This window comes from Rhabdochromatium marinum, assembly GCF_016583795.1.
In the GTDB taxonomy this organism is placed as follows: domain Bacteria; phylum Pseudomonadota; class Gammaproteobacteria; order Chromatiales; family Chromatiaceae; genus Rhabdochromatium; species Rhabdochromatium marinum.
Map to the genome: position 1 here is coordinate 1 of NZ_NRRS01000094.1, position 13,761 is coordinate 13,761.

The following is a 13,761-nucleotide window of genomic DNA, read 5'->3' on the forward strand; positions in this document are numbered from 1 at the left end:
CCGACGCAACCGTTCATCAAGAACCGGTTCAAGAAGCTCAAACCGCCGTTTTAGTGTGTCGCCATTGACCATGCCATAAGCATAGCAGCAGCCCTCAAAGTGAGACACTTATTTTGTGACAGGCCCTAAAAGCCTTAGTGGTGCCAGGCTGATTCGCTGTCGGGCGCAGGACTCGATTCATCGTAAGATTCGTGATACACGGGCTCACCCGGAATGCAATGGCTTTCGTCGAGCCAGTCGCCGAGATCGATCAGGCGGCAGCGCTGGCTGCAAAAAGGTCGCCAGCGCGACTCGGGTGTCCAGGGAACGGTGCGGCCGCAGGTGGGGCAGGATACAGTGCTGGGCATGCTGGATTCGTGCGTTTCGTGCTTGGTGCTCGATTTTTTAGTGCAAATAGGCTCCCGGCTCGCCGATGCGACCGGGGCCGTCCAAGACCCAGATGCCGGCGGAGTTGGCCGGTACCTGAAAGTTGAGCTGGCCCTGGCTGTTGATTTCGCCGCCGCTGACAGCGTCGCGGTACAGACCGGGGCGAATGCCATCGACCTGCACTGACTGCTCGGAACCAATTGCCAGACCCACCACGGCATAGCTGCCGGCGGCGGACAGGTCGCGCACGAAGCTCATGCCGCTGCCCCATTCGTTGACCTGGGTCATCTGGGCTTGTTGCAATGCGGGAATGGCGCGGCGAATTAAATTCAGCCGGCGGATGTGCTGATAGAGTGGGTGCGCCTGGGTCTGGCCGATGCGCTCTGCGCTCAGGTGATCACCAAAGTAGGCGCGTCCGGTGCTGGACAGGGTGTCACGCTCGCCCTCGACATCTTGGGGCGCACCCTTCATGAATTCGATTTCTTCCCCGTAGTACAAACAGGGAATGCCGCGGGCCGTCCATAGCAGATTATAGGCCGCAGCTGCCATCCATTGCTCACCCTGAAAGCGGTATTTGAAGTCGTTGTCGGGCCCAACATCGTGGTTCTGCAGGAAGGTGACCAGCTGGGTCACATCGCCGTAGATCCAGTCCATTGACAAAATCTGGCCGGTGCCGGCATAGGTGCCTTTGCTGACGGTGTCGCGGAAGGTTGAGAACAGCCCAAAGTCGAGCTGCGGGAAGCCAGAGTCGCCACCGGCGTGCGGGTCGCGCGGGTCAGATCCAAGGCGGGTGTACCACCAGGGGCGGATCTCGGAGGGACCATTGTCACCGCCGCCCAAGTCTCCCCAGCCGTAGCCCTTGACCAGATTTTCGCCAAAGACAAACAGTCCTGGTTTGTGCGCCTTCCAGGCGTTGACGTATTCGAGCAGGTTGTCGCGCTCAACATGCTTGACGGTGTCGATGCGCAGCGCATCCACGCCCATGTCCAGATAGCGGTTAATGGCGCCAATAAGGTAGTCCTTCACGTTTTGCCGCTCGGTGGCCAGATCGATGCAGTCACCGGCCAGATGCTTCTGCTGCAACGGGTAGGCACTCTCCCAGTCACCGCCACAGATGAAGCCGTCCTGGTGATACCACTCGGGATCAAGCGTCTGGGCATCAATGCCGAAAAAGCGTCCCGGATCATAGCCCGGCTTGGGCACCGTCTCTCCGGTTTTGGGGTCGATCAGCGGCTCGAGACCCTGCGGATCGCGGGCATGACGCTCGCGATACCACGAGGGCGCGACCGGGTTGTCGATGTCGTCGCGATTGGTCCAGGCATAGTTGCCCAGGTTGCCCTGGTAGGGACCATGCTGGATCTGACCCGGCTCCGATCCTTGCGGCACATAGTATTTAATCGGCAGATGATCGATATGCACCTGGCCACGAATGCCATATTGGCAGGAATGGTTGACGACCACGTCCTGGATAATCTTGATGTTCTTGGCATGAGCCGCGTCGATCAGATCCTGGTAGGTGGCGTCAGGAGATTCCAGGCGCGGGTCGATGCGCGTCCAGTCGTAGGCATGGTAGCCGTGATAATCCAGACCGGAGCGATTCTCGACCGGCGGCGTGATCCAGATGGCCGTGAAGCCCAAGTCGCGGATGTAATCAAGGCGTTCGATTAGCCCCTTGAAGTCGCCGCGCCAATGTGAATCGACCGGGTTGCCGGCGGCATCGAATTCAATCCGGTCGCGACAGAAGAAGTTGTTGCTGGGGTCGCCGTCGTTGAAGCGCGCCGTGAGCAGGAAGTAGATGCTTTCCTCGCGGAAGTCAGTGCGTTCAGCCAGCGGGCGTGGTTCAAGGCTGGTGAGCGCTGGCGGCGCAGGGGGAGGGGGGGCGGCTGGCGGTGCTGGCTCGCTAGGATGCGCTTGCCAGCCGCTGCCGAGCTGATACCAGCCATCAATGTTTCGCTCCAGATCCGGGGTTTGCTGACCGGCACCATCGGTAAACAGTAGGCGCACGCGCGCGGTGTCTGGCATCCGGAACACATACCAGCCGGGATGTTCCGGATCGGGCGACATGGGCTGCCCAGGCCAGTCGGTGGCGCCGGTAAGCGAGGCGTCAGTTCCAGTCAGGGGTTCGCGATCCCAATAGTGGATACGTACCGGTTCCTGCCAGTGGTGCGGGCGCAGAAAACCCACCATCAAATCGGCCATAAGCCAAACTCCATGCGAATGTCAAAGGCGGCGGCTAGTCGGCCTCTGCGGCGGGGGATTCGGGCAGCGGCAGGAACCAGGTCGCGGCAATCTCCTGGTGCAAATCGCCGATGCCGGCTTGCAGTTCATCGACAAAGGCGTGCAAGTCGGCTGGGCTGAGGCGTTCCAGCTGGGCGTTGTCGAGACTGCGCGCCAGGCGCCCAAGAATGCGCAATGCGGCCTCATTGCGCGGCAGGTGTTCGAGTCCCGCCCGCACAGCTTCCATGCAATAGCGCACTGCGCGCGGAAAGCTGTCACTCTGGAAAATGAAACGCAACACCGGGCCGCGCTGGACGCGGATTTGTGCGCTGCGGCGATACATCTGATAGGCGGTCAGAGATTTCAGTACGCTGACCCATTGAATGGTGTCAAAGGGCCGCAATTCCTCGGCCTCGGGCAGCAGGGTGGCGGAGCGCACATCGGCAATGCGCGAGGTCATGTCGGCGCGTTCCAGATAGCGGCCCAGACACAGGAATTCATAGCCCTGATCGTGCAGCATGGTGCCGTCGAGCAGTCCGGTCAGTGCCTGGGTTGAGCCGATCAGTTCGCGTAGATAGCGATGACGACCGGTTTTGGTCATGCCCTGCTGCAACTCCTCGCTGGCAAACAGATACAGGCCATTGAGCTGCTCCCAGGCTTCGCGCGGAACGATGTCACGGATGGTGCGACAGTTCTCGCGTGCGGCGGCCAGCGCCGACATGATGGAGCCGCAATGGCGCTGATCGCTGAGCAAAAAACGCACCACTTGACGTTCGCCATACTCTTTGTAGTGCTCTTCAAAGAGGGTATTGGCGCCGGTGATGTCGATCAGCGGCTGCCAGCCGGGGGCGATGCCACGCGGCAGGTCGAGCAGCAGATTGGCGTTTACACTCACCAAGCGGGCAGTGTTTTCGGCGCGCTCGATATAGCGGGCGAGCCAGTAAATGTTCTCGGCAACACGCGACAGCATGGTCGAAATCCTATGGGGTCGTCCGCTACGCTAGCGGGTGGACTGGTTCTGGGTCTGCGTTTGGGTCACTTGGCCGCTGCTGGCTGGTTGTGACTCGGCGGCGCTGGATGCAGCCAGCGGTTCGCTGGCCACGTCTTCGGAGACAATCCAGGTATCCTTGCTGCCGCCCCCCTGGGAGGAATTAACCACTAGCGAACCTTTGCGCAGGGCGACCCGGGTCAGGCCGCCGGTGGTGACCTGCTGGCGATCGGCCGACAAAATGAACGGGCGCAGATCCACATGGCGCGGTTCGATGCCTTTCTTGACCACGGTTGGCACGGTGGAGAGCTTGAGGGTCGGCTGGGCGATGTAATTGCGCGGATCCTGTTTGATCGCGGCGGCGAAGGTCTCGCGCTCGGCGGCAGTTGCGGCCGGCCCGATCAGCATGCCATAGCCGCCCGACTCATTGGCTGGTTTCACCACCAGTTCGTGCAGGTGCTCCAGTACATAGTTCAGATCCTGCGGCTCCATGCAACGATAGGTCGGGACATTGGGGATGATAGCGTCCTGATCGAGATAATAGCGGATAATCTCGGGCACAAAGGCATAGACCACCTTGTCATCGGCTACCCCGGCACCGGGCGCATTGGCCAGCGCCACATGGCCGGCCTTCCAGGCGCGAACCAGTCCGGGAACTCCCAGGGCCGAGTCGGGCCGAAAGGCTTCGGGGTCGAGGAATAAATCATCAATGCGACGATAGATGACATCAACCCGCTCCGGACCATCGACGGTGTGCATGTAGCAGCAATCGTCACCGTCAACGAACAAATCGCGACCTTCGACCAGTTCCGCGCCCATTTGCTGTGCCAGATAGGCATGCTCGAAATAGGCCGAGTTATAAATGCCGGGGGTCAGCACCACCACTTGGGGATAATCCGCCGGGCGCGGTGACAGGGCCGCCAGGGTATCGAACAGTTGCGAGGGATAATCGTCCACCGGCAGGGGCGCATAGTGCTCAAACAGCTCGGGCAGCACGCGCTTGGTCACCAGGCGATTTTCCAGCATATAGGACACACCGGAGGGCACGCGCAGATTGTCCTCCAGTACATAGATGCAGCCATCGGCATCGCGCACCAAATCCGAGCCGCAGATATGCGCCCAGATGCCCAGTGGTGGATTCACTCCGATGCACTGCTCACGAAAGTTGACGGATTTGGCCAGCACTTCACGCGGAAAGACACCATCGGCGATGATTTTTTGCTCGTGATAGAGGTCGTCGATGAATAGGTTGAGCGCCTGCACCCGCTGCTTGAGCCCAGCCTCGACGCGCTGCCATTCACTCTGCGGAATCACCCGCGGCACCACATCGAAGGGCCAGGAGCGGTCAATGGTGCCGCCTTCTTCTGAATAAACGGTAAAGCTGATGCCCATCTCCTTGATGGAGACATCGGCGGCTTCCTGGCGCACGGCGAGTTCTTCGGTACCCAGTTCGGCTAGGTCTGCCAACAGGGCACGCACCACAGCGCGCGGCTGACCTGGCGCGGCGACCAGCTCATCATAGAAGCCGTCGCACGGGTAGTCGGTCCAATCAATCTCCTGGCTCATGGGGGAAGGGATCATCCATCGTGGCCGGTTAAACTTAAGTGGAAGTTTTACCCGAGCCAGGGGAAAACTTCAAATCTCCGGGCGCTGCACAGTCAGCCGGATCGGGTGATGATCCGATAGGGGCGCCTGGGGATCGGGATACTCAAACACCCGGTAGCTGTCGCTTTGCACCCAGGCACCCGCTGTTGCATCAAACACCAGATGGTCGATGGCATAGGGATACTTGGGATTGAGGGGATAGGGGTAGGGCTGGCCGGCGTTGGCTAGCCGCAGTTGGGCGTTGCGCGCCGCGCGGACTGAGCCGGGTCTACAGCGGCGCCCCAAGTCGTCATCGGCTTGCCACTGACAGATGTCACCATCGTCCAGATCAGCCCAGAAATGATCCCGGGGTTGATCGAGCTGGCGATTGAAATCTCCCAGCACGGCAAAGGCTTCACCCTGGGCGATGCGGGTATCCATCCATTCTTCCAGCCAGCCGCGCTGGTGGCGCAGGATCAGACAGGCGTGGCGGCGTACCGGCTTGCGGCCCTCCAGAGCGCCCCAGGCACAGCCGGATTTGAGATGGATTGACAGCAGTTGCAACAGCTCCTGGCCGGAGTCGGCGTCCAGCAGTGCGATCCAGGTGCCCCAGCGCCGTCCGCCATCGCTGGCCAGTGCGCTGAAATCCGCCTGACGCTGATAGCGCAAGCCCAGGGCCGCCAGACGGGCGCGATGAATGGCAAAGCCGGTACGCTGTTCGGTGAATGCCTGCCCCGGTGGCTCGCGGCAGGTTCCCAGATGTCCGGTCGGACGCCGGGAGATCAGCAGATCATACTGCGCCGGATCAAACACGCGTGCCAGTGCGGCGCGGTTTTCGACTTCCTGCACCGCGATAATGGTCGCCTCCAGCTGTTCGCCCAAGGCGTGCAAGGCGCGATAATCCCCTGTGGTACGGGGCCGACAGCCGGCGCCCTCGGCGGCGGCCAGATGTTCGAGATTCCAGGTGGCCAGCACCAGCTCCGCATGAGATGCAGCCGCTGCGGCACCGCTAACCAGGCTAAACGCCAGGCCGGCCAGCAGAAGTACCAGCGTGGGAACTGAATTAGGAGCTGAATTGGAGTATCCTTGGCGCCTGTTTGCAGCGGCCGGCGCGTCACGGCTTGGGTCGAGGTGCGGATTCACAGGTTTAGAAACAGCCACAATAGGGAAACACAGGGGTTCGATGCGTCTCATTCTAATCGCAATCGCGACACTCTGGGGGCTTGGCGCGCTCCTGGCCTTTGCCATGACCGCCCGCAAGAGCACCGAAGCCAAGGTGACAGCCGCCTATTTTGGGGGCTGGCCACTGCTGGCGTTTTTGGTCTTTGTCAGTCAGCCGGTGCCTCTGTGGGTGGCGGTGCCCGTGGTGTTCGGGTTTATTCCCTGGTTTTTGTCCGGCCCGCATCTGTGGTCGGTGCTTTATTATCCGCACAGCGTTCGTCCCGATGAAATTGCCGGCATTCCCAAGGTCTATTGGCGTTGGGGGGGCTTGGCATCACTGCTGCTCGGTGGTTTGGGCGAACTCCTGCTGCGCCCCTAACTCTGACCCAACCCATCCCATCCATGGTCCGCACGCCTATGACGAACACCGACAAGCTGACCAGTATTGATCCCCGTCTGGCTGATCGCCGCCAGATTGACGCCCTGCTTGCCATTGTGGCGCGCCTGCGCGATCCCGAGTACGGCTGCGCCTGGGATCTAAAGCAAACCTTTGCCTCCATCCTGCCCTACACCCTGGAGGAAGCCTACGAGGTCGCCGAGTCGATTGAGCTCGATGACATGCTCGAATTGCGCGAGGAATTGGGCGATCTGCTCTATCAGGTGGCCATCTATGCCCGCATGGCCGAGGAGCAGGGGCATTTCGATTTTGCCGATGTCATTGAGTCCATTGCCGAGAAGATGATTCGCCGCCATCCGCATGTGTTTGGTGATGCGACCTTTGCCTCGGAGGAAGAAGCCCGCGCCAGTTGGGAAGCCATCAAGGCCGCTGAGCGTCGCAGTAAGGGCGAGCGCCATCACATCAGCGCGCTGGAAGGAGTGGCCCAAGCACTGCCGGCCTTGGTGCGCGCCGAGAAGCTGCAAAAGCGTGCCGCCCATGTCGGCTTCGACTGGGAGGCACTCGATGGGGTGATCGAGAAAGTGCGCGAGGAATTGCATGAGTGCGAAGAGGCGGTGGCCAATGGCGACTCCTTCAATGCCCGGGTACATGAGATCGGCGATCTGCTGTTCTCCTGCGTCAATCTGGCACGCCATCTGAACGTGGATGCCGAGCAGGCCCTGCGGGCGGCCAATCACCGCTTTGAGAAGCGCTTTCATCGCGTCGAGGTTTGCCTGCGCGCCGCCGGCCTGAGTCCGAGCGCCGAGCACCGCGAGCGCATGGAGCGTCTGTGGGAAACGGTCAAGAGCGAGGAGCGCTGAGGCCCGCCGCTGCCGCTCAGTTATTAGTTGTTCAGGTCAGTTATCAGCGATCAGCTATGAGTTTTATTGATCACATTGAGGCGTGCAATCGCTGGAATCCAGAGGATTTTCTGCCCTGGCAGCTAGGGGATGAAACCCTCGGCTGGATGCGTCCGGCCTTTGCCGAGGCGCTTTGCGCCGTCAGCCGCTTAGTCGCTCAGGTATCCCAGACGTCTCAGACGCCCCAGGCGGGCGACACCGGCGTCTTCGAGCTGACCGGTCCGGGGCTGCGCTGGCAGGCAGAAGGGTTGAGTTTCGCCGCGCGCAGCGCCCGCTTAGCTGATATTTGTGTTCAGTTGCAGCACCAGGAACTCCTGCCTGCGCCCCAAGGCGAGCGCTATCCGGTCACTCCGGCACGGCGCGATCAAGCCCGCTGCGTCATTGATCGTGCCTATGCGCCCTATTTTGGCACCCGTGCTTTTGGCCAGCATCTCAACGGCTATGTGGAGGGTGCCGAGGGACTCGAACTCTGGGTGGCGCGACGCGCGGCTGATCGGCGCCACTATCCCAACCGGTTCGACAATACGGTGGCCGGTGGTTTGCCGCATGACTTGGATCTGTCCAGCAATCTGCGCAAGGAATGCTTCGAGGAAGCCGGACTCCCGGCGGCGATTGCCGACCGCGCCCGCCCGGTCAGCGCCATTAGTTATTGCCGCGCCACCCGCGCCGGACTGAAGCCGGACCTGATGTATTGTTATGATTTGCAGCTGCCGCCTGAGCGGATTCCAAGGGGCACCGACGGCGAGGTGGCTGCTTTTGAACGCTGGCCGGTCGCCCGAGTGTTGGAGACCGTGCGCGATACGGATGAATTCAAGCTGAACTGCAATCTGGTCATTATTGACTTCCTGATTCGGCATGGCCTGATCACGCCCGATGATCCCGATTATTTCGAGCTGATCTGTCGCCTGCGCTCCCCGCTTCCGACCCCGATTACCAACCACTGAGCCTTGAGACTGACCACTGAACCATGAACCCCATTCAACGCCGCCACAGTGTTCCGGTGCGCATTGGCGATATCCTCGTCGGTGGTGACGCGCCGGTGCGCGTGCAATCCATGACCAACACCGACACCGCCGATCTCGACAGCACGGTTGCGCAGATCGCCGAACTGGCCCGCGCCGGCTCCGAAATCGTCCGCCTCACGGTCAACAACGAAGCGGCCGCCCAGGCGGTGCCCAGGATTCGCGATGCACTCGCGGCGCAGGGCATCGAAGTGCCGCTGATTGGCGATTTCCATTTCAATGGCCATCGGTTGCTGCAGGATTATCCCGCCTGTGCCGAAGCCTTGGCCAAATACCGCATCAATCCGGGCAATGTCGGACGTGGCGAGAAGAAAGACAGCCAGTTCGCGACCATGATCGAGATTGCCTGCCGTCATGATCGCCCGGTGCGCATTGGCGTGAACTGGGGCAGTCTGGATCCGGAACTGGTCGCGGGCATGATGGATGACAATGCCCAGGCGGCCAACCCGCTGTCGGTTGAGCAGCTGATGATTGAGGCCATGGTGCAATCGGCTCTGGGCAGCGCCTTGCGTGCCGAGGAACTCGGCTTGCCGCGTGATCACATCATTCTGTCGTGCAAAATGAGCGGAGTGCAGGATCTGATTCGCGTCTATCGCGCCCTGGCGCCGCGCTCGGACCATGCTCTGCATCTAGGACTGACTGAAGCGGGCATGGGGTCCAAAGGGATTGTTGCATCCACCGCCGCGCTGTCAGTGCTGCTGCAGGAAGGCATCGGCGACACCATTCGCGTGTCCTTGACTCCCGAGCCGGGCGAGTCGCGCGCGCGCGAAGTGGTGGTGGCCCAGGAAATTCTACAAACCATGGGGCTGCGACCCTTTGCGCCCATGGTCGCCGCCTGTCCCGGCTGCGGGCGTACCACCAGCACGGTGTTTCAGGAGCTGGCGCGCGACATCCAGGCCTACCTGCGCGAACAAATGCCCGAGTGGCGGCAGCGCTATCCGGGCGTCGAGCAGATGCAGGTCGCCGTCATGGGCTGCGTGGTCAATGGCCCGGGTGAGAGCAAGCATGCCAATATCGGCATTAGTTTGCCTGGCACCGGCGAGCAACCCTCGGCACCGGTGTTTATTGACGGGGCCAAGGCGGCGACTCTGAAAGGCGCCGATGTCGCCATGCAATTCAAGCGCATGGTGGACGACTATGTCGCCAGCCATTACGGCCAGCCGACAGAGCAAGATCAGACCGCAGCGACGACGCACCAGCCATGAAGCCTGCCAGCCCGCAACAGGGCCACCCGTACGCTGAGCATCCGTCGCGGCGTCAGACGCAGCGCGGGTTTTGGGCGATGCAGCAAATCCGCCAGGGTTTGCATGCGACCAATCTGCACAAGGCGCTGGCTGATCTGGGCGCTGGTTTGCGCCAGGTCGAACTCTGGTCAACCATGGGCATGCAGGAAATTGGCGACCGGTATCGCCGCTCCATCATTGGCCCGTTTTGGCTGTCGCTATCGCTGGGGGTTATGGTGCTGGGGCTGGGGCTGTTGTACGCCGGCATCTTTGGTCAGTCGATTGACGACTATCTGCCCTATGTCGCGGCTGGTTTCACCGTCTGGGGACTGATTTCCGGGCTGGTGCTCGAAGGCAGTCGCAGCTTCATTGATGCTGAACGCTTGATCCGGCAATTGCCCGGCCCGCTGTCACTGCATATCTATCGGGTGGTGTGGACGAACTTTATCGTATTTGCCCATAACATCTGGGTCTTCATTGTGGTGGCGCTGATCTTTGGCGTGCAGCTCAGCTGGGGCACCCTGGCGGTGATTCCCGGACTGCTGCTGCTGCTGCTCAATGGTGTCTGGATCGGGCTGCTGCTGGGGCTGATCAGTGCCCGCTTTCGTGATGTGCCACAAATTATCGCCAGCGTTACTCAGCTGGCGTTTTTTATGACGCCGATCATCTGGAAACCCGACATGCTCAGTGGTCGCACCTTTGTGTTGGGTGCCAATCCCTTTTATCACCTGCTTGAGATTGTGCGGGGGCCACTACTGGGCCAGGCACCGGCCCCTGAGCAATGGCTGGCGGTTGGGCTGATTACCGTCGGTGGCTGGTCTCTGACGCTGGTGTTTTTCTCCGTCTATCGCTGGCGTCTTGCTTACTGGGTTTGATGGAGATTTCACGCATGGCGCATATCCGACTGCACAACGTCCATATCAGCTTCCCGCTCTATGAAGTCGCCGGACGCTCGTTGAAAAAGCGCCTGATCGAAGGTAGCACGGGCGGGCGCATTGGCAACAGCCAGGACAGTGGTGGCACTGTGGTGCAGGCGCTCGAAGGGGTGAGTGCGCAATTTGAGCACGGAGATCGGGTCGCGCTCATTGGCCACAACGGTGCCGGCAAGACCACCTTGCTGCGCGTATTGGCGGGCATTTACGAACCGGCTCTGGGCACCGTGGATGTGCAGGGCCAGATTGCTCCTTTGTTCGACATTGGCCTGGGGATGAATCCGGAAGCCACCGGTTATGACAACATCCTGCTGCGTGGCCTCTATCTTGGCTTAAGCAAGCGCGAAATGCGCAAACGCGCCCCAGCTATTGCTGAATTTACCGAGCTGGGTGACTTCCTCGACCTGCCCATGCGCACCTATTCCCTGGGCATGCGCATGCGCCTGGGCTTTGCCGTCTGTACCGAGATTGACCCGGACATTTTGCTGCTCGACGAGGGGCTGAGCGCCGGAGATGCGTCCTTTGTCAAAAAAGCTGACGCCCGCCTGCGCGAGTTCTGGGACAAGGCTGCTGTGATTGTCCTGGCCTCGCATTCCGAAACCATGATCCGCAACCTTTGCAACAAGGCGATACTCATTGAGCATGGTCGTGTTGTATGCACTGGCACGGTTGAGTCGGTGCTGGAACGCTACAAAGCCGACAGTTCCAGCGTTGCGCTGGAACCATAAAGCCAAACGCAAAATTTAACCAGCGTACTTATAAAACTCGATAGCATTTGTGCTAAAGACCTTTGTTGCAGCCTCAAAGCTGAGCGTGTCAGCCACCATGCTGATATCGCTATCCTGAAAAGGGATTGGTGCTCTTGTTGAAGGTAAATCTGTTCCGAACATCAATGAATCTGGGTTAGCGTTATATAGCTCGATGATGGCCTGCGCGGCATCAAAGTTAATACGACCGAAACCGGTAGCTTTTATTTTCACATCTTTCTCTGCAAGCTTAAGCAAATGAGAAAATCCAGTCTTGCTCATGCCCAGATGATCAATAGTTACGGAAGGCAGTTGTATTATTGTGGCAAACAAGTGATCAAGTTCAGTTGAATCAACGTACAGCTCAATGTGCCAGCCAACTAATTCGTGAACTCTTTTTGCCATTGAAACCATGTGTTTAAGGGTTTTAGAGCCACCGCGATACAGATTGAATCTCAACGCCTTCACTCCACAAGAATGAAGTTCAATGATGTATTCATCGGGGGTTGTATATGGTAATTGCGTAACGCCAACGAAACTAGGCCCCAAAGCATTTAACGCTGATATCAAATACCCTTGGTCGAATGCTTGAAAAGACCCTGAAACGATCGCACCACCTATAACGTTATATTTTGACAACCTCGTTAAATATTGTTCGTGCGTAAATGGCTCAGGCACATAGCCATTATTAGGCACCAGTGGATAACGTGGATCAATAATATGCAAGTGGCTATCAAATAATTCGAATTTATCAACCAAATATATGCTCCTACCCGATTTTTACGTTCGATTTAAATTTTATTACCAATTTCCAACAATGCTGCTTCTAGTTGCGGATCTTTTGCTGTACTTTTCTTTAATGGATAAGGGATTTGAATAGTTGGGGAAATTCCAAATCCTTCAACTTTGTTGCCATCTAATAGTAATTCTGCTGTAGCCAAAAACAGGAAATAAGGTTGTTTTTCTTCATTGAATATTCCTGTCCCGGCTGAGAAGGCTCCTTTTGTTTTTGTGCCTATCAAAGTGGCACGATTCGATTTTTTAAACTGATAGGCAAGCGCCTCTTTACCTGAACGAACCCCTTCATTAATCAATACGACCATGGGCCCTGAAAAGTAAGATGGGTTAGTTTTTAAATCAGGTTTATTTAGAATTGATTTCCCCTTTCTGTCAATTACTGTATATTCAAAAAAGTTTTTCCGATCAGGAAAAAACGGGTCCAAATAATCGTACCATGCGCCGCCAAAACCACCACGAAGATCCAGTATAATGCCATCTTTGTCATGGAACTCGCTACTAATTATCTTTGTAAACATGCTTAAGATAGTGTTGTGTGTTCCAGACCAAAGATGAATATAACCAATTTTTTTCCCTTTTAAATCATAGACACGTTTACTGTGAAGCATGGCTTTATAAAATGAATTGTTGGGGTTTTCGTTAACAGCATCAATATTCAGAGACAATATTTTTTGGTTACGAAGAAGTTTGAGCTGGATATTTTTTCCATTAGGGTTGAATGCATTGTAAGGGTGAAAAGGCTTTCCATTCGCTTCAAGTAAAATGTCCCCACGTCTGATACCGGCAATTGCAGCTGGATAACCATCAAGTACTTCACGGACGACATAATTATTATCAATTATGGCGTATTGAGTACCAATGTGATTGACTTTTGGCAGTGTTATATCCCGTGTTGAAAACATTGAACGGAACATATAAAAATCTATTGTGTGATTATCATAAAATTGTGTATGTGAAATTTGCAAACTTTTTAGGAAATGATTGATGACCGGCGTAAGTTCATAAATATTATTTGTGTTTTTAACTTTTTTCTTTAGAATTTGATAGTTTTCTTCAGTGAAAAACTCTTTTTCGCGTTCAATGGTACAGATTTTTGACTTTGCTTCTTGCCAAAAATTTTCAAATATTTGCATTGGCGAAGCTGGTACATAAGTGTCTTCCGCTAATACTGAGGTAGAAAAAAATATAAATATGGATAATTGAAAGAGGCATGTCAAAAATAAAGAACAGATTTTTTTTGATTTCATCATAATAATTTACTCCGATAATAGGCTAATGATGCAGCCCTTTTAAGGTGATGCAACTCATTGTATAATATGGATATTATTTCTAGAGTTGGAGTTGACAACCGATGTTTGATGATGTTCTCAACCGGTTTGCTGAACGCGCGCCTGCCACGGTCATGGTACGCGCTCTGCTTGAGCGATT

General features: G+C 57.1%; 13 protein-coding genes. 6 read left to right on the top strand and 7 right to left on the bottom strand.

Features of this window, described 5'->3' with window-relative positions:
• Positions 1-134: 134 nt before the first annotated feature.
• From CKO36_RS17130 to CKO36_RS17150, 5 genes are all read right to left on the bottom strand, one after another.
• Positions 135-347 (bottom strand): DNA gyrase inhibitor YacG, encoded by a 213-nt coding sequence (locus CKO36_RS17130; RefSeq protein WP_200285986.1) that lies wholly within the window; start codon positions 345-347, stop codon positions 135-137.
• Positions 348-384: 37 nt separating this feature from the next.
• The gene (locus CKO36_RS17135; RefSeq protein WP_200285988.1) at positions 385-2,565 is read right to left on the bottom strand and encodes an alpha-amylase family glycosyl hydrolase; all 2,181 of its coding nucleotides are present in this window, start codon (positions 2,563-2,565) and stop codon (positions 385-387) included.
• Between the two features lie 34 nt (positions 2,566-2,599).
• Positions 2,600-3,553, bottom strand: a complete 954-nt coding sequence (locus CKO36_RS17140; RefSeq protein WP_200285990.1) for an alpha-E domain-containing protein — start codon at positions 3,551-3,553, stop codon at positions 2,600-2,602.
• 30 nt (positions 3,554-3,583) lie between these two features.
• Positions 3,584-5,137: a circularly permuted type 2 ATP-grasp protein gene (locus tag CKO36_RS17145; RefSeq protein WP_200285992.1), complete on the bottom strand. Its 1,554-nt coding sequence runs from the start codon at positions 5,135-5,137 to the stop codon at positions 3,584-3,586.
• Positions 5,138-5,206: 69 nt separating this feature from the next.
• Entirely contained in the window at positions 5,207-6,316 is a 1,110-nt protein-coding gene (locus CKO36_RS17150) for an endonuclease/exonuclease/phosphatase family protein (protein ID WP_200285994.1), read from the bottom strand.
• Positions 6,317-6,338: 22 nt separating this feature from the next.
• Here CKO36_RS17150 and CKO36_RS17155 point away from each other — a divergent pair, with 22 nt between their 5' ends.
• From CKO36_RS17155 to CKO36_RS17180, 6 genes are read left to right on the top strand one after another with little or no spacing between them, the layout of a single operon-like run.
• Positions 6,339-6,695 carry a hypothetical protein gene (locus CKO36_RS17155; protein WP_200285996.1) on the top strand — a complete coding sequence of 119 codons (357 nt, stop codon included), beginning with the start codon at positions 6,339-6,341 and terminating at the stop codon, positions 6,693-6,695.
• A 38-nt stretch (positions 6,696-6,733) separates the two neighbouring features.
• Positions 6,734-7,573 carry a nucleoside triphosphate pyrophosphohydrolase gene (mazG, locus tag CKO36_RS17160; protein ID WP_200285997.1) on the top strand — a complete coding sequence of 280 codons (840 nt, stop codon included), beginning with the start codon at positions 6,734-6,736 and terminating at the stop codon, positions 7,571-7,573.
• A 56-nt stretch (positions 7,574-7,629) separates the two neighbouring features.
• A complete protein-coding gene (locus tag CKO36_RS17165; protein ID WP_200285999.1) occupies positions 7,630-8,556 on the top strand; it encodes a DUF4743 domain-containing protein in 927 nt (308 codons plus the stop codon).
• A gap of 23 nt (positions 8,557-8,579) precedes the next feature.
• Positions 8,580-9,839, top strand: a complete 1,260-nt coding sequence (gene ispG, locus CKO36_RS17170) for a flavodoxin-dependent (E)-4-hydroxy-3-methylbut-2-enyl-diphosphate synthase (protein ID WP_200286001.1) — start codon at positions 8,580-8,582, stop codon at positions 9,837-9,839.
• Positions 9,836-10,732 (top strand): ABC transporter permease, encoded by an 897-nt coding sequence (locus CKO36_RS17175; RefSeq protein WP_200286003.1) that lies wholly within the window; start codon positions 9,836-9,838, stop codon positions 10,730-10,732. The genes ispG and CKO36_RS17175 overlap by 4 nt, the downstream gene beginning before the upstream one ends.
• A 14-nt stretch (positions 10,733-10,746) precedes the next feature.
• Positions 10,747-11,517, top strand: coding sequence for an ABC transporter ATP-binding protein (locus CKO36_RS17180; RefSeq protein WP_200286005.1), 771 nt, complete (start codon positions 10,747-10,749; stop codon positions 11,515-11,517).
• A gap of 15 nt (positions 11,518-11,532) precedes the next feature.
• Here the strand turns inward: CKO36_RS17180 and CKO36_RS17185 are convergent, their stop codons facing one another.
• Complete coding sequence (locus CKO36_RS17185; RefSeq protein ID WP_200286007.1) at positions 11,533-12,294, bottom strand: amidohydrolase family protein; 762 nt, start codon at positions 12,292-12,294, stop codon at positions 11,533-11,535.
• Between the two features lie 32 nt (positions 12,295-12,326).
• Positions 12,327-13,583 (bottom strand): S41 family peptidase, encoded by a 1,257-nt coding sequence (locus tag CKO36_RS17190; RefSeq protein ID WP_200286009.1) that lies wholly within the window; start codon positions 13,581-13,583, stop codon positions 12,327-12,329.
• Positions 13,584-13,761: the final 178 nt, after the last annotated feature.